Source organism: Ruegeria sp. HKCCA0370 (genome assembly GCF_013033705.1).
Lineage (GTDB): Bacteria > Pseudomonadota > Alphaproteobacteria > Rhodobacterales > Rhodobacteraceae > Ruegeria.
The window spans coordinates 294,273-310,293 of sequence record NZ_WQEP01000001.1; the positions used below are offsets into that span (position 1 = coordinate 294,273).

The following is a 16,021-nucleotide window of genomic DNA, read 5'->3' on the forward strand; positions in this document are numbered from 1 at the left end:
TCGATGTTGGATGAAACGGCTTTTGACCTGCGAAAGTACCTTCGGCGTAATTCGGCCTCGGTGACAGTGTGGATCGCACTTCTGGCTTTGATCCTGTTCGGGCTGATGCGCTATGACAACTTTGGCAGCGCCTACAATTTCTCGTCTTTCCTGAATTACAACGCGATGTTCATCGCGATTGCGCTTGGCATGTGTTTTGTGATCATGACCGGCGGGATTGATCTGTCGGTCGGATCCGTGGCGGCCTTTACCTCGGTTGTTGCGGCCTATCTCAGCCCATACGGGATTCAGGTTGCGCTGCCGGGGGCCGTACTTGCCGGGGTGGGCTTCGGAGCGATCAACGCCTTTTGCATTATCATCCTTCGGATTCCGCCCTTCATCGCCACTCTGGCGACGATGCTTGCCGCAAAAGGCGGCGCATTGGTGATTTCGGGCGCCCAGACAATTTCAGTCGATTGGGGGTCGAACTTTACTAAGCTTGGCATGGGGCAGGCGTTCGGTCTGTTTCCATGGGCAATCGTCATCGTGGCCGGACTGACGCTGGCACTTTGGCTGGTGCTGGAAAGAACAACCATCGGGCGGACCGTGTTGGCGATCGGGGGCAGCGAGGATGCCTCGAACCTCATGGGCCTGAAAGTCAACCGGGCCAAGGCTTTCGTTTACCTTCTATCGGGTGGCTGTGCTGGGCTGGCTGGCGTCTTTCTGGCCTCGGGCTTTGGAGCCGGACAACCCCTTGAGGGCGTCGGATGGGAATTGTCGGCCATCGCATCCGTCGTTGTGGGCGGCACTCTCTTGACGGGTGGAATGGGGTCGATCCCCGCGACGGTGGCCGGCGCGCTGCTGCTGGGTCTGGTCCTCAACGTTCTGAACTTTGAAAACGGTCAGGGGACCATCAGTTTCAGTGCCTATTGGCAGATGGTCATACGTGGAGGCTTTCTTTTTGCGGTCATCCTTTTACAGTCTCGGGTTATTGCCAGGCAGCAGAAGGTCTTGGGTTCGTGAATCGCATAGAAAGTGTTTCAGCGCGGCTGTTCAACGTCCCGCTCGCCGAAGTCCTGGTTGACGCCAAACATGGGGATCACACGTTCTTTCAATTGATCACCGTTACCATTCAAACGTCGGATGGGGTTGATGGGGTTGGGTACACCTATACGGGCGGCAAAGGCGGTCATGCCATTCTGGCGATGATCCAGCATGACCTTGCGCCATTCCTGGTTGGACAAGACGCCGAACAGATCGAAAGCCTGTACGATGCCATGCAATGGCATGTGCACTACGTTGCACGGGGCGGGATCGCCTCGTTCGCTATTTCGGCCGTGGATATTGCACTTTGGGACATTCGCGGCAGAACGCAGAATGCACCGCTGTGGCAAATGGCCGGCGGAGCGTCCAAACAGTGCAAGGCCTATGCTGGCGGGATCGACCTGAATTTCTCGTTAGAGAAACTGCTGCGCCAGACCGAAGGCTACCTTGCGCGTGGGTTCAACGCGGTCAAGATCAAGGTCGGCCAACCGGATCTAGCCGATGATCTGGCGCGCGCCCGGGCGGTGCGCGAGATGCTGGGACCGGACCGGTTCTTCATGGTCGATGCGAATTACTCCATGAGCGTCGAACAGGCCATCGGGGCCGCCCGAGGGTTCGCCGACTGCGATATCCTGTGGTTCGAGGAACCGACTATTCCAGACGACTACAAAGGCTATGGCCGAATTGCCGAAGCCACGGGCGTTCCCCTTGCCATGGGTGAAAACCTGCACACCATTCACGAATTCGAGTACGCCTTTGATGACGCGAAGCTGAGTTTCATCCAGCCCGATGCCTCAAATTGCGGCGGGATCACCGGCTGGTTGCGCGTGGCCGCGCTGAGCGCTCAGCATGGCATTCCGGTTTGCAGCCATGGCATGCAGGAATTGCACGTCAGCCTCGTTTCGGCGCAACCCAACGCGGGGTGGCTGGAAGTACACTCATTCCCGATAGACCAGTACACGACCCGTCCGCTGGTTGTGGAAAACTGCCTGGCCGTGGCCCCGGATACGCCGGGAACCGGAGTGGAGTTCGACTGGGACAAACTGAATGAGGAACACAAGGAGATGCATACATGACGACCCAGACGATCTCTGCGGCGTATTACCGGGGCAATAAGAGCTTTGCCGTAGAACAGGCCGCGGCGACAGCTCCGGGCCCCGGCGAGGTCGCCATTCGCGTTGCCTATTGCGGGATTTGCGGGACGGATATGCACGTCTACCACGGTAACATGGATGCCCGTGTCGGTCTGAACCGGGTAATCGGGCACGAGATGTCCGGTGTCGTCGAAGCGGTGGGCAAGGGCGTCGATACGATAACGCCCGGCCAGAAGGTCGTTGTCCGACCGCTTGATCACTGCGGAGAATGCCCAGCCTGCAAACGGGGGCATCAGCATATTTGTCAGAATCTCAAGTTCCTGGGCCTCGACACTGACGGCGCCATGCAAGAGATCTGGACCGTTCCGGCCCATACGTTGCACGTTCTGCCGGATGAATTGCGCATGGATCACGCGGCGCTGATCGAGCCGGTCGCCGTTGCCTGCCACGATGTGCGGCTATCCGGCCTGCAACCTGGCGAGGACGTTGTCGTCATCGGCGGCGGCCCGATCGGCATACTGGTTGCCATGGTCGCGCGGGACGCGGGTGGCAATGTCGTGATCTCCGAAGTGAATCCGAACCGTCTGGCGATTGCCGAAAAGCTTGGTTTTGACACGATCAACCCAATCGAAACCGATCTGGTGACGACGATCAACGCGCGCACGGGCGACAAAGGGGCGGATGTGGTTTTCGAGGTATCGGGAACGCAGCCCGGTGTTGATGCGATGACCGCCGTTGCCGCGACGCGGGCCCGGATCGTGATGGTCGCGATCCATGCCCAAAAGCCCCAGATCGACCTGTTCCAATTCTTCTGGCGAGAGCTGCAACTGATCGGTGCTCGGGTCTATGAGCCGGAGGATTACGAGAAAGCCATCGCAGTTGTTGCCTCGGGCGGAGTGGACGCGGATGTTGTGATTACCGACGTAAGCCCTCTGGCAGACATTCAGGCAGCGTTCGAAGCACTGGATCGCAGCCCAACCGCAATGAAAAGCCTGATCGAAGTAGGACCGCGTTCATGAGTGTTTTGCAAAGTTTCGACCTGACGGGAAAAACGGCCCTTGTGACCGGGTGCAAGCGCGGCATCGGGCGCGGCATGGCCGAGGCATTGGCATCGGCCGGAGGTGATATCATCGGAGTGTCGGCCTCGCTCGAGCTGTCCGGGTCACAGGTCGAAAAAGCCGTGACGGCGATGGGACGCAGTTTCCGGGCTTACCAGTGCGACTTCTCGGATCGCGCTGCGCTGCATGCGTTTATTGATCAGTTGAGGGCAGACGGGCAAGCTATTGATATCCTTGTCAACAATGCCGGCACGATCAAACGCAAACCCGCCGCCGAACACCCGGACGGCTGGTGGGACGAAGTGATCGAGGTGAACCTGTCCTCGCAGTTCGTTCTGTCCCGAGAGATCGGCAAAGACATGCTGGCGCGCGGCTCGGGAAAGATCATCTTCACTGCATCGCTGCTGACATTTCAGGGTGGCATCACTGTGCCGGGCTACGCGGCCTCGAAAGGCGGGATTGGACAGCTTACCAAAGCTTTGGCCAACGAATGGGCTGGGCAGGGCGTGAACGTGAATGCGATCGCCCCCGGCTACATCGCGACCGACAATACTCAAGCCCTGCAGGACGATCCGGTCCGATCAAAGTCGATTCTGGAACGAACACCCCAAGGCCGTTGGGGTACGCCTGGTGATTTCGCCGGACCTGTAGTCTTTTTGGCTTCTGCAGCGTCGGACTACGTCAACGGTGAAATCCTTGTTGTCGACGGGGGCTGGATGGGGCGGTAGCACCGTCAACCCTCCATGGGACCCAAGGCATCAATCCCCGATGTAGTGCACCTTCAATCGGCGGGTTTTAGGTGCCTCGCGATGTTCGAACAGGTACAGGCTTTGTACGCGGCCCAGCGGGAGCTGCCCCTGTTCGACCGGGATGGACACCTGAGTTTGTGTCAACAGCGCCCGCAGATGCGACGGGGCGTTGTCGTCTTCGGTCGGGCGGTGGTGATACTTGCCTGGTGACTTGGGTACGAGTTTCTCGAAGAACGTCTCGATATCCTTGACCACCTCGGGATCGGCATTGGCTTGCACCAACAGCGCGGCACCTGTGTGGACGCACCAAAGGGTCAGCAGGCCCGAGACAAACTCATGTTCGGACACCGCACGCTGAACAATTCCGCTGATGTCGGTGAGGGATTTGCCGGGCGTTTCAATGGACAGGTCAAAAAACTCTTGTTTCATCCGGCAAGCCCTTCCTTTGATCCCGCGCGAACGCGCCCAGTCTCACACACCCCATTTCGCGTTCAGCTGCGGGGTTCAAAATCCTGATTTGCAACGCATATTGACTGTGAGTCATGCAAACAGGCTTTTGAACCTGCCCACACACAGGCGAAAACCATCTTCGAAATTTCCGTTGCCGGGGTGATAAACACTCTCGAAGGAAATGACGCCATCATAGCCGTCGGACCTGAGCGCGCCCGCGATGGGTTGGAACAGAGGCGCAAGCTGACCTTCCCCCATGCGGCGCACTTCCAGCGTTGCCCGTGGTGTGTCGACCTTTACGTCCTTGATGTGAATGTGACCCAGATAACCACCGCGCAACTCTTCATAACCGTCCGGATATGCCAGTTCATGGCACCAGCAGTTGTTTCCGGGGTCCCACAGCACCTTCAAAGCATCTTTTGCGTCCAACTCGTCAATCAGCTTGCGGGCTGTATAGTTGGAGTTGACCAGGGTGCCGTTTCCGGTTTCTACGACTAGCGTCACGCCCTCGGCCCTTGCCAGCTCAACCGCTGGCGCGATTAACGGAGGCATCGAGTCCCATACCCCATGCGCGACGTTCCACTTCTCGGCGCCGTTTTTTCCCCAGAGTATCTGCTCTTTTCGTTGGGTCATGATCCGAACCAGCGGAGACCCAACAACATGCGCCATGTCGATTACGCGCTTCAAGGCGTCCATGTGCCGAGTGTGCAGGCTGTCACCGGGCCTGTTTGCTGCTGTCATCCCGGCAAAGATATGGCGCGACAGACAGGACACAGGCTTGCCCCGGTCGCGCAAGAGCGCGTCGATCTCGGCAATTTGCTGCGGGGAATGGTCCCCGACCTCCGTATCGCCAACGAACTGAAGCTCTGCATAGTCCAGACCGAATTCGTCCATCACGTCAACGGCATGCCGCAAATCGCGGGAAATGCCGTCGCAAATCACACCTAGTTTCATGTTCAGCCCCCTCAGCGATGCAATTCTGCGCCAACGATCTCTTCGATGACGCGGGTACACACCCAATTGTCGCCGTTCGGGTATTTGGTTTTTCCGGCGTGAAAGATCTGCATTGCGGACGAGGCTGTATGCATCGGAACGCCCAACGTACCGGCCAGTGCCAGAGAGATCGTCAGGTCCTTGTGCATGGTTGCGATGTGGCTGCCGGTAGCTTCGAACTTGCGATCAATGATGTTTTCAAGGGCGGTATTCACCACACCGCACCCCGCGCTGGAGGATGAGAACACGTCAAGCAATGCTTGACCGCTGACACCGGCTTTGGCCGCCAGGGCCGCAGCCTCGAACGTCGCGGAAAAGATCGATCCGATAAGGGATTGCAGGCAGGCTTTCACGGTTTGGCCGTCGCCGGCGTTTTCTCCGACCCGATGAATGGTTGCTGACACTGCCTGCATGACTTCGGCGTTTCGGTCCAGCACATCCGCTGCGGCGGCAGCCATCATCGTCAATGTGCCGTTTTGCGCGCCGGGAAACCCACCCGAGACCGGCGTGTCGATCAGATGAATGCCCGAGCCCTCCATGTCTTGCCCGATAGCGCGGGCTTCGGCCGGGGTAATGGTCGCCGACAGGATGACCGTTCCGCCTTTGGCCATATTCGCAACCAGCCCGTCTTCACCCAGAATGACATCGCGTGCCTGATCTCCGTTCATCACCATGACAAATACGCTGTCGGCGTGACGACCAACCTGTCCAACGCTGTTCTTGGGCAGGCCGCCCATGTCAGCAAATGCCGTCATGCGTGTCTCGCTCAGGTCGAAACCGGAGGTTTCAAAGCCATTCTTGATCAGGTTCTTGGCAAGGCCGCTGCCCATGTCGCCAAGACCGATTACGCCTGCAGTTTTCATTTGGAGTCCTCCCGTTTTTTTTCCGCCATTTCCGTACGGCAGACGTTTCGAAAAATGATGCCCAATCGCATCGGTTTTCGCGGGAGTTTCACGCGTCTTGAACAGACGTCGGGCGAGTCCGGAAGACACCCCGCTGCCCGTTTACGTGCCGTAAGTAAACGAAGAATGCGGCGTTCAGGCAAGCAAAGAAGTGTTCCGGGCGGGAAGAAACCGCCTGACCGGATGCGTTATGAGAACGCGGCCATAATGCCGCGCAGTTCCGCCAGCCCGCGCATACGCCCGATCAGCGGATAGCCCGGAGTGCTGTGTCCGCCCAGATCGCTCAGCAGTTCTTGTCCGTGGTCAGGCCGCATCGGAATTTGCCAGTCGCTGCGTCCTTGGGATTTGCGGCGGCGTTGTTCGTTCATCAGCTCGCGAATGGTGCCGACCATGTCGGTGTCGCCCTCCAGATGCGGAGCCTCATAGAAATCCGGCTTCTGTCTGTCCGACCCCGCGATGCGTCGGGTATTTCTCAAGTGAACAAAGTGAATCCGGCCGCCATGCCGGCGCACGAAATCCGGCCCATCGAATTCCGGGGAAACACCCAGAGACCCGGTACACAACGTTGCGCCATTCGACGGTATATCAACGGCACCCAAAACGGCGCTGTAGTCATCGGAGCTGGACATGATCCGCGGCAGGCCAAGCAACGAGAATGGCGGGTCATCAGGATGGCAGCACAAGCGCAGCCCCAGTTCTTGGGCGAATGGGGCGACCTCGGACAGGAAGTCGACAAGGTTTGCGCGCAACCGGTCACGGTCGATATGCGCATATGTCTGCAACAAAGCGCGCACGTCCTGCACGCTCCACTGATCGTTGGCGCCGGGCAATCCCGCAGTGACATTGTGCTGCAAATGGGCTTTGGATTCATCCGACATGTGCAAGAAGCGATCCTTGGCCGTTTGCTGGACGGCGCTGGAATAGTCTTCGGACGCGCCCGGACGTTCGAGAATATGTATGTCAAATACAGCAAAGTCGGTCAGGTCGAACAGCATGGCCGTTCCGCCATGCGGCTGCGGGGCGCGAAGGGCGGTGCGCGTCCAATCCAGGATCGGCATGAAGTTGTAGCAAACGGCTTTGACGCCACGGGCGGACAGGGCCCGGAGGCTGGATTTGTACGCCTTCAGATGCTCGGCCATGTCCGCCGACTGCGTCTTGATCGCCTCTGAGACGGGCAGGCTTTCGACAACGTCCCAACTGTACCCGGCCGCGGCCAGAACGGCCTGCCGGTCGGCGATGCTCTGTTCATCCCAGGGCTGTGCCGGAGGGATGTGATGCAGCGCGGTGACGATGCCCTGAACCCCGACCTGATGGAGATCGGCCAGGGCGATCGGATCATTGGGTCCGAACCAACGCCAACATTGTTTCATGGCAGCCATCCTTCATACAGCGGGTGATCGGGCCTGATAGGAAGAGCAACGCGCTGCCCGGTACGCGCCGCGTGATAAATCGCCGTCACAAGGCCGATGGACGCAGCGCCATCCTTCAACGTAACGGCCGAATTTGTCTCGGACTGCAGCGCCTTGCCGATTTCAGTAAAGAACCCTTCGAACCCCGTTGGTTCGGCAGCGGCGGCTGCAAGGGCCTCGTCGATAGCGGATTGATCCACAGGGTCCCGCGCGACGAATGTCCAGGGCGTTTGACCCGGAGCGTAAGGTTCGGTGCCTGAGGTGGCAGTCACCTTTTCAAAGACGAACCGCAGGCGGCTTTCGTTCGTGGCGGCGCCCAAGGTGATATTGCTGGTGCACAAGGCTCCGGAAGTCATGCCAAAGCAGATTGCGGCGCAGTCTTCCGTCTCGATCGGGTTGACCCGCGTTGTGGTCATCGCAGACACCCAGGCGATATCACCCGCAATATGAGTCAGCAGATCATGGTTGTGGATTGCATGGCCCAGAACCGCGCCGCCGCGTTCACCGGCCCATGTTCCCCGCCACGGCACCGCGTAATAGTCCGCCCCTCGGGACCAATGGGTTTCAAGCGCGGCAGTTTGGACCGCTCCGGTCAGGCCTGTGCGTTGTAAGTGGCGCAATTGAGACAGCGACGGACCCCACCGGTATTGAAAGACTGGAAACACATGCTTGCCCGCGTTGCGTGCGGCTGCTGTGATCCGATCCACATCCTGCATCGAGGTCGCAAGAGGCTTTTCGCAGACAACGTGTTTTCGTGCGGCCAGTGCTGCAAGGGTAGTCGGTACATGCAGGTGGGGCGGCAGGCAAATGTCGATGACATCAATCGCCGGATCATCCAGCGCGTCCTGAATATTGGTCAGTGCTCGAAAATCCGAGTTCTGCCGGATCTGTTCGATCCGGTCCTTATTCTGGTCGACCACGGCGGTTACCCGGAAAGTACGGTCAAGCCGTTCCAGTGCGTTCAGATGTTGCGCACCGATACCTGCGCCAAGGATCGCAACGTTGATCATCTGCGTTCCGCCATTTCCTGCGCGTACAGTGCCAGTTCCATGACCGTAAAGCAGTGGGTCTGCGACATCGCAGTTTCGGTCCGGTTGCGAATGTCATCGGCCAGGCGCGCAAAGTACGGAAGGCCGGCGTCAGATGCGTCGATCTTTTGGCAGGTTTCACCATTGACTAGGATCAGATGGTCTGTTCCCGAGGCTCCACCCACATCAACGTATTTCCGCAACTCGATATAGCCTTCGGTGCCCAGGATCGTCAGGCGACCATCTCCCCAGTTTGGCAGGGCATCCGGCGTAAACCAGTCAACCCGGATGTACCCGGTACCATTCTCGCTGCGCAGATTGACCTCGCCGAAATCCTGCAGTCCGGGATCTTGAGGGTTTGTATAGTTCGCCACATAGGCGTTCGTGATTTCTGCGGTTTTCGAACCTGTATAATGCATGAACTGATCAATCTGATGGGAGGCGATGTCGGTCAGAATGCCGCCATAGCGGTCACGCTGAAAAAACCATTCTGGCCGGGTCGCTCGGTTCAATCGGTGTGGGCCAAGCCCGACCGTCTGGATCACGCGCCCGATGGCACCGGCCTCGACCAGCTCGGTCGCCCGGGTGCTGACGGGCGTTTCGAACCGTTCGGAGAAGTTCACCGACCAGATGCGACCGGTGTCCGCGACCGTTTGCTTGATTTGCTCGAGTTGTTCGAACGTCGTGCAGCCAGGCTTGTCGCTCATGACATCCATGCCGTTTTGCATGGCGCGGATCGTCAACGCGGCCCTATCTGCCGGTATTGCCGAAATCAGCGCGAGATCCGCCCCGCAGGTCAGGGCGTCTTCCAGTCGGGCCAGCCGCGGAATATCGGGAAACCTTTTGACGTAGCCCACCAGCGTTTCCGGATCGCCTTGTGTCCAATAGCCAACGCAGTCCACGCCGATTTTGCGCATGTTTTCCGTCATGCCATAGATATGGCGGTGGTCCAGGCCAAGGGCGACGCAGGTCAGGCTCATGAGATGACTCGTGTTTTCTGGCCGGTTCGATTGGCGATCTGCATCGCGTCTATGACGGCGTGTGTCAAAAGGGCACTGTGTCCGGTGGCCATGGGCAGCGTTCCACTGGAAACGGCCTTGGCAAAATCCTCGATGACCGTCTGATGCCACGCATGCGTGAACGCCATGGGATCGGCCCCTCCGCCTGTGGCGGCGGTTTCGCCAATGGTGGATTTCTGACCGTCGAAAGTGGTCAGGGTCAGGACACCTGACTCCAGATGCGCCTTGGCGCGCGTGCCCTGGATGGTGATTGATTCAGCGGCCCCGGGGAATTCGGCGGTGGTTGCCATCAACGTGCCCACCGCGCCGCTGTCCATTTCAAAGACGGCACCTGCCCAATCCTCGGCCTCGAGATCGTGTAGTGGAGTTTTTCTCATCACGGCCTGAATGTCCGAGATCGGCCCAAGCATCCACATCGCTAAGTCAAGCGTGTGGATTGCCTGCGAGATCATGACGCCGCCACCGTCGCGTGCATAAGTGCCGCGACCAGGCTCGTCATAGTAGCTTTGATCGCGCCACCAGGGGACACGGATCTCGACCGTGGCGATCGCGCCCAACTCGTCCTGTTCGATGGCTGATTTCAGCGCCTGCGAGGCGGCGCGGGCGCGGTGCTGAAAGACGATGCCCAGCGGCACGCCAGACATCTCGCACTGCTCGACAATGGCTGTCGCGGCGTCCAGCGTTCTTTCGATGGGTTTTTCCATCAGGATCGGTTTCGAAGCGGTCGAAAGAACCCGCACCAACTCTGTGCGCTGATCGGGTGGGGTTGCGATGATCGCAAAGTCGAGGTTTGGATCGTCTGCGATTTCCTCGACCGAGCCGAATGCGCGGGTATCGTTTCGCCGCGCGTACTCAGCTGTTTTTTCAGGGTTGCGCCCGAGGACGCCGGCAAGACTGAGGCCTTGTTCCGACGCCCGAATGGCGGCGACATGCGTGCCAGAAACCATCCCCAAACCAATCAGCGCAATATTCATTCAATCCCCCGGATCACTCGGTCAGTCTGCGGGTTCGAACGGGAAAGATGCAACCATTAAAAACTGTGTTAACAATTGCGGGCGGCAGTATCGGAGGCAGAATTGACTGGTAATTTGAATGGGATGGCAGAAGACCTGTATCTGGGCATCAAAGACCTGCCGATCGTGTCTCCGCATGGCCACTGCGATCCGGGTTGGTTTGCAACCGATGCGCCGTTTCCCAACCCGGCAGAGCTGTTGGTGGTTCCCGACCATTACGTGTTCCGTATGCTCTATTCGCAGGGCGTTCCCTTGTCAGAACTCGGTGTTGGGGAAGAGGGGCGAAAGAAGGATCCTCGCGCCGTGTTCCGCGCCTTTGCCGAGCACTGGCATCTGTTTCTGGGAACGCCATCCCGGATCTGGATGAACTACGTGCTGCATGAAACGCTGGGCGTGTCTGACGAGTTGTCTTCGCGCACGGCAGACCTGATCTATGACAAGATCTCAGAAAAGCTCGCGCAACCCGAATTTCGCCCGAGGGCTTTGTTCGACAGGTTCGGGATCGAGGTTCTGGCCACCACGGATTCCGCTCTCGACGGCCTCGTGGAGCATCAGGAGATCCGTGCAAGCGGTTGGGGCGGGCGGGTTGTTCCGACGTTCCGCCCAGACGGGGTTTTGGATGGGGCGGATCCGGAGTTCGTACAGAACCTGAACAAGTTGGGTGAACTGACAGGTTGCGATCTGGGCAGCTATGATGGCTATCTCGATGCGCTTCGGATGCGGCGGGCTTATTTCATCCAGCTGGGCTGTACAGCCACCGACCACGGTATCGAACGCGTGCAGACCGAGTGGCTGGAAGATCCGGATGCGATGTACCAGCGGCTGAGACGGAGGGAAGGTACCGAACAGGATGCTCGCCAGTTCTATGGGCATATGCTGATCGAAATGGCACAGATGTCTGTCGATGATGGTCTTACCATGCAGATACATGCTGGGAGCAAGCGCAACACGAACCCCGCTGTAATGCGGGACTTCGGACGGGATAAGGGGGCCGACATTCCAATAGCGATGGACTGGGTCACGGGCCTTGAGGCACTGTTGAACCGGGTCGGAAACACGGCGGAACTGCGCATCATTCTGTTTACACTGGACGAAAGCACCTATGCCCGTGAACTGGCCCCGATGGCGGGACATTGGCCGTGCCTTCGGATCGGGCCGCCTTGGTGGTTCCATGACAGCCCAGCCGGGATTGCGCGGTATTTCGATCAGGTTGTTGAAACGGCCGGATATTTCAACCTGGCCGGATTCAATGACGACACGCGAGCCTTTCTGTCCATTCCTGCACGACACGACCTTTGGCGGCGGGGCGTAGCGATTCATCTGGCCGGGCAGGTTGTGCGCGGCTATTTCGATCGGGACAGTGCCGAGCATCTGGCGCGGTTGCTGGCGGTTGATCTGGCGAAACAGGTTTATGGATTGCAGAGTTAGATGGGTACAATTCTTCATTTCGGCCTCGGAAATTTTGCCCGGGCGCATTTGCTGGACTACACCGATCAAGCGGGCGGATGGGACGTTGTCGGCGTCAGCCTGCGTTCATCCTCGGTTCGGGATGGATTGACCCGTCAGGGTTTCGAGTACGACCTGTGCGTACAGGGGCAGGGCGTCCGGCGCATCAAGGCCCTGCGGGATGTTCTGGTCGCGCCCAAGGATCGTGCAGCGGTTTTTGACGCGATGGCGGATGCCGAGATTATCTCGGCGACCGTGACCGAGAAAGGTTATCATTTGGATGCCGCGGGCAAGCTGAACCTTCAAGATTCGGCGATTGCCGCCGATCTGGCGGGGCAAGGGCCTGCGACGCTGATCGGGTTTCTGGCTTTTGGCCTTGCGGAACGGCGCAAGCCAGTGACGGTGCTGAGTTGCGACAACCGCATGGAAAACGGAAAAACGCTCGAGATGGCCGTTTCCGATTTTGCGAATGCAGCCGGTCTGGACGTCAATTGGGATGCCGTTCGTTTTCCCAACGCGATGGTCGACCGGATCACCCCAGCCACTACGGACGCCGTTCGCGCAATCAGCGGCGATCCGATGGCCGTTCCGACCGAAGCGTTCTCGGAGTGGGTGATCGAAGACAATTTCGCCGGTCCGCACCCGGATTGGCCGGGCGTGCAACTGGTCGATGATGTGGCACCGCACGAGATGCGAAAGCTGCGCATGTTGAACGGTGCCCATTCACTGTTGGCTTATGCAGGTTTGGAGCGGGGCCTGACCTACGTTCACGAAGCGGTTCGAGACCCGGTTTTGCGCCCGCTGGTTTCCGGGTTGATGAAGGATGCGGGCGCAACGCTGCCCGCTGCGCTGCAAGCGCAGGTCATGGACTATGCCGAGGCTCTGTTGCGCCGGTTTGAAAACCCCGAGCTGGCGCACCGTTTGGACCAAATAGCGATGGATGGCAGCCAAAAGCTGCCCTATCGGTTTATTCCCACACTCCGTGAAACCGGGTCTCAGGCGGTGATCACGGGGGTGCGGGCCTGGATTTCCTATTGCACGTCCGAGACCGCCAAGGGCAGGGCGCTGAACGATCCTTGCGCGTCGGAAATCGCTTTGGCTGCCAAGCAGCCAGATCCGCTAGTGCCGCTTTTGCGTCTTGTCGGCGCCGAAGACCTCGCGCCACTTATCCGGGAATGATCGCGCCGCGGAACTGAACAACGGTGGATGCCAGATTGTGTCCAGCCATCAGGGCCACGGCCTGTGATTTCCCGGTCAGCAAGGCCGCGAGGTACCCACCGTTGAAACTGTCGCCCGCTGCTGTGGTATCCAGTACGCTCTTGGCAGGTTCATAGGTTTGTTCAATGTGCTGACCGATGGACAGAGGTCCGTTCTCACCGCGTTTCAACGCACCGATGCCGTGATGGACGGCAAAGCGTGCTGCCACCTGATCCGCGCTTTCCCCGAACAGTGCCATCTCGTCGTCGATGGATGGCAGGGCAATGTCAGCACGCCGCCAAAGCCGCTGGTTGATCTGCCGGGCGTGTTCAACGCTATCCCAAAGACGCGGACGAAAGTTGCTGTCATAGACCAACCGGACGGAAGAGCCTTCGAGCCAGTCCAGAAGCGCAAGCCGAACCGTTTGCGGAAGAATGGCCACAGAAATACCCGACAAGTACAGCACGTCATAACCGTTCAACGAGCTGAAATCGTGATCGGCAAAAAGCTGGCGGGCGGCCGCCTCACTGCGCCAATAGGTAAAGCTGCGTTCACCGTCCGCGGATGTCGTGATTGCATATAATCCAGGAGAGGCGTTCGGAATGATGCGGATGCCGGATGTCCCGATGCGATGGCTGGCGATGAAGTCCGCGATGCGCCCCGAAAACGGGTCGTCACCCAGACATGTCACATACCCCACCTGCAGGTCAGGCGCTGCGCGGCGCATGTAGATGGCTGTGTTCAGCGTATCCCCCGCGACGCCTACCTGTGCGCCGGTTTCCAGCATGGACAATTCGATCATTGCTTCGCCGATGCAGGCAATTCGCGTCATTTCTTTTCTCTTTTCCAGATGATTAGCCCGGCGACCATGATCAGCGCAGCTCCTGCCAACGTGAATGCATCCGGTACCGTGTTAAAGAACAGATAGCCCCAAATCGCAACATAGACTAGGAACGAATAGGTGAATGGCATCAACTGGTTGGCCGTTCCGAACCGATGCGCGTTCGTCAGCAGTTGATGCCCGCCCCAGCCAAAGACGCCAAGGCCGATCAGGACAATCAGGCTCCAGGTGTTTTCCGGCTGGACCCAGAACCAGAGGGCGAAGGGCAACAGAACCACGGTCCCGGTAAGCCCGAGGTAGAATTGCATGGTGTCCACCGCAACAACCCCGGACAGCCTGCGCGTCATGATCGAGTACAAGGCCAACGCGGTGGCGTTGTAGACGATCAGCAGCATAGTTGGATGAAAGGCCGAACCAAACGGCCGCACGACAACCAACACCCCCAAAAAGCCCAGGATGATGGCCGCCCAACGCCATGGGCCCACGCTTTCTTTCAATACAAAGACGGACAGAAAACACACGATGACAGGGCTGGAAAACATGATTGCCGATACGACGGTCAGAGGCAAAAACCGCAGGGCATAGAAATTAAAAACGGTCGCCGAGATCAGCAACAAGGCCCGGCTTATGACTTGCCATGGATGGTCCGTTTTGAACCGGCCGGCCTCAATCCCACCTTTGGCGATCACAACCACCGAGATCACGAAGTGCCCCGCATAGCGCATGAACGCCAACTGAAATGCCGGCACGCCGGCCAACGCCAACCACTTGGCCCCAAGGTCCACCAGCGAAAAGATCAGCCACGCCATCAGCATCAGCACGATGCCAAGGCGCGGCAGGTCCGCAGTGGGGTTGGCGGTTACGCCCATCGATTAGGTGTTGAAACGCTTGACGTAGTAGTCAACCATCTGGCTGACCATGTCATCCGCCTGACCGTGGTCGCGCGCGTCCTTCAGCGCCGAAAGCGCACCCTGCGACATCACGCTTGAAACGCCTGCCTCGCGCGCCATTCGATCATAGTACCCAAGGTCTTTTGCAGCGTTCTTGATGGCAAAGGCCAGCTGGTTTGGATCATTCTCGACACCGTAGGCCTTGACGAAATCCATCATTCCGGAATGCAGCGGCCCTGCGGCCATTACGTCATACAGCTGCTTGCGGTCAACGCCGGTGATATCAGCCATGGCAAAGGCTTCGGCCATCGCGTTCGCAACGGTCATTCCGAAGAAGTTGTTGATCAGTTTGATGGTATGTCCCGATCCGACCGGGCCAAGGTAAAAGACGTTCTCGCCCAGGTCCTTTAGTGTCGGCTCGGCCTTGTCAAAGGCCGCCTTGTCGCCGGAAGTCATGATGTTGAGCTTGCCTTCCAGCGCGTGCGAGGGCGTCCGGCCAAGCGGAGCATCAAGATAGCTTCCGCCGGCTGCGGCAACCTCCTTGGCCAGCGCGCGCGTGCTGCCCGGAAGTGAGGTGCCAAAGTCGATGACGATCGCCCCGGGTTTCAATCCCGCGATCACTCCATCAGCGCCGCGCATACGGCCCTCGACCTGTTCAGAGGTTCCCATGCACAGCATCACGATGTCGCAGACCTGAGCCAGTTCCCGGGCGTTTTGCGCCTCGCGGGCGCCCCGGTCAATGGCGGCGTCCAGATGTGTGCGGTCTCGGTTTCCCAACACGGTGACCGAGTATCCCTGGTCCAACAGCCGGCTCACCATGGCTCCGCCCATGAGACCCAGGCCGATAAACCCGATTGATGGTTTGCTCATTGGTTTCCCTTTCCGTGAATGTGTCTGGTTTTCATTCTT

The 16,021-nt window shown here is 58.8% G+C and carries 15 protein-coding genes and 1 pseudogene; 6 read left to right on the top strand and 10 right to left on the bottom strand.

Annotated features, from left to right (window positions below):
* Nucleotides 1-3: 3 nt before the first annotated feature.
* The 4 genes from GOW31_RS01475 to GOW31_RS01490 are packed head-to-tail and all read left to right on the top strand — an operon-like array spanning nucleotide 4 to nucleotide 3,903.
* Nucleotides 4-1,002 (top strand): ABC transporter permease, encoded by a 999-nt coding sequence (locus tag GOW31_RS01475; protein ID WP_171167376.1) that lies wholly within the window; start codon nucleotides 4-6, stop codon nucleotides 1,000-1,002.
* Nucleotides 999-2,099, top strand: coding sequence for a mandelate racemase/muconate lactonizing enzyme family protein (locus GOW31_RS01480; protein WP_171167378.1), 1,101 nt, complete (start codon nucleotides 999-1,001; stop codon nucleotides 2,097-2,099). Before GOW31_RS01475 ends, GOW31_RS01480 begins: the two co-directional genes overlap by 4 nt.
* A complete protein-coding gene (locus GOW31_RS01485; RefSeq protein ID WP_171167380.1) occupies nucleotides 2,096-3,136 on the top strand; it encodes a zinc-binding dehydrogenase in 1,041 nt (346 codons plus the stop codon). Before GOW31_RS01480 ends, GOW31_RS01485 begins: the two co-directional genes overlap by 4 nt.
* Nucleotides 3,133-3,903, top strand: coding sequence for an SDR family oxidoreductase (locus GOW31_RS01490; RefSeq protein WP_171167382.1), 771 nt, complete (start codon nucleotides 3,133-3,135; stop codon nucleotides 3,901-3,903). Before GOW31_RS01485 ends, GOW31_RS01490 begins: the two co-directional genes overlap by 4 nt.
* Nucleotides 3,904-3,933: 30 nt before the next feature.
* Here GOW31_RS01490 and GOW31_RS01495 read toward each other — a convergent pair whose 3' ends face one another.
* The 7 genes from GOW31_RS01495 to GOW31_RS01525 form a co-directional block, all read right to left on the bottom strand.
* Nucleotides 3,934-4,353, bottom strand: a complete 420-nt coding sequence (locus tag GOW31_RS01495) for a secondary thiamine-phosphate synthase enzyme YjbQ (protein ID WP_171167384.1) — start codon at nucleotides 4,351-4,353, stop codon at nucleotides 3,934-3,936.
* 111 nt (nucleotides 4,354-4,464) lie between these two features.
* Complete coding sequence (locus tag GOW31_RS01500) at nucleotides 4,465-5,328, bottom strand: sugar phosphate isomerase/epimerase (RefSeq protein WP_171167386.1); 864 nt, start codon at nucleotides 5,326-5,328, stop codon at nucleotides 4,465-4,467.
* Nucleotides 5,329-5,339: 11 nt separating this feature from the next.
* Complete coding sequence (locus tag GOW31_RS01505; RefSeq protein ID WP_171167389.1) at nucleotides 5,340-6,230, bottom strand: NAD(P)-dependent oxidoreductase; 891 nt, start codon at nucleotides 6,228-6,230, stop codon at nucleotides 5,340-5,342.
* A gap of 227 nt (nucleotides 6,231-6,457) precedes the next feature.
* On the bottom strand, nucleotides 6,458-7,639 hold the full coding sequence (gene uxuA, locus GOW31_RS01510) for a mannonate dehydratase (RefSeq protein WP_171167391.1): 1,182 nt from the start codon (nucleotides 7,637-7,639) through the stop codon (nucleotides 6,458-6,460).
* Nucleotides 7,636-8,688: a Gfo/Idh/MocA family protein gene (locus tag GOW31_RS01515; RefSeq protein ID WP_171167392.1), complete on the bottom strand. Its 1,053-nt coding sequence runs from the start codon at nucleotides 8,686-8,688 to the stop codon at nucleotides 7,636-7,638. Before GOW31_RS01515 ends, uxuA begins: the two co-directional genes overlap by 4 nt.
* Nucleotides 8,685-9,686, bottom strand: a complete 1,002-nt coding sequence (locus tag GOW31_RS01520; protein WP_171167394.1) for a Gfo/Idh/MocA family protein — start codon at nucleotides 9,684-9,686, stop codon at nucleotides 8,685-8,687. The genes GOW31_RS01515 and GOW31_RS01520 overlap by 4 nt, the downstream gene beginning before the upstream one ends.
* Complete coding sequence (locus GOW31_RS01525) at nucleotides 9,683-10,699, bottom strand: Gfo/Idh/MocA family protein (RefSeq protein WP_171167396.1); 1,017 nt, start codon at nucleotides 10,697-10,699, stop codon at nucleotides 9,683-9,685. Before GOW31_RS01525 ends, GOW31_RS01520 begins: the two co-directional genes overlap by 4 nt.
* Nucleotides 10,700-10,822: 123 nt before the next feature.
* Between GOW31_RS01525 and uxaC the strand changes: the two genes are divergently transcribed.
* Nucleotides 10,823-12,166, top strand: coding sequence for a glucuronate isomerase (uxaC, locus tag GOW31_RS01530; protein WP_171168622.1), 1,344 nt, complete (start codon nucleotides 10,823-10,825; stop codon nucleotides 12,164-12,166).
* Nucleotides 12,167-13,363 (top strand): mannitol dehydrogenase family protein, encoded by a 1,197-nt coding sequence (locus tag GOW31_RS01535; protein ID WP_171167398.1) that lies wholly within the window; start codon nucleotides 12,167-12,169, stop codon nucleotides 13,361-13,363.
* Here GOW31_RS01535 and GOW31_RS01540 read toward each other — a convergent pair.
* The 3 genes and pseudogenes from GOW31_RS01540 to GOW31_RS01550 form a co-directional block, all read right to left on the bottom strand.
* A complete protein-coding gene (locus GOW31_RS01540; protein WP_171167400.1) occupies nucleotides 13,350-14,213 on the bottom strand; it encodes a sugar kinase in 864 nt (287 codons plus the stop codon). The two genes, GOW31_RS01535 and GOW31_RS01540, sit on opposite strands and share 14 nt — an antisense overlap.
* Nucleotides 14,210-15,091, bottom strand: a complete 882-nt coding sequence (locus GOW31_RS01545) for a DMT family transporter (RefSeq protein WP_171115125.1) — start codon at nucleotides 15,089-15,091, stop codon at nucleotides 14,210-14,212. The genes GOW31_RS01540 and GOW31_RS01545 overlap by 4 nt, the downstream gene beginning before the upstream one ends.
* Nucleotides 15,092-15,094: 3 nt before the next feature.
* Nucleotides 15,095-16,018, bottom strand: a pseudogene (locus GOW31_RS01550) (NAD(P)-dependent oxidoreductase); the annotation flags it as partial.
* Nucleotides 16,019-16,021: the final 3 nt, after the last annotated feature.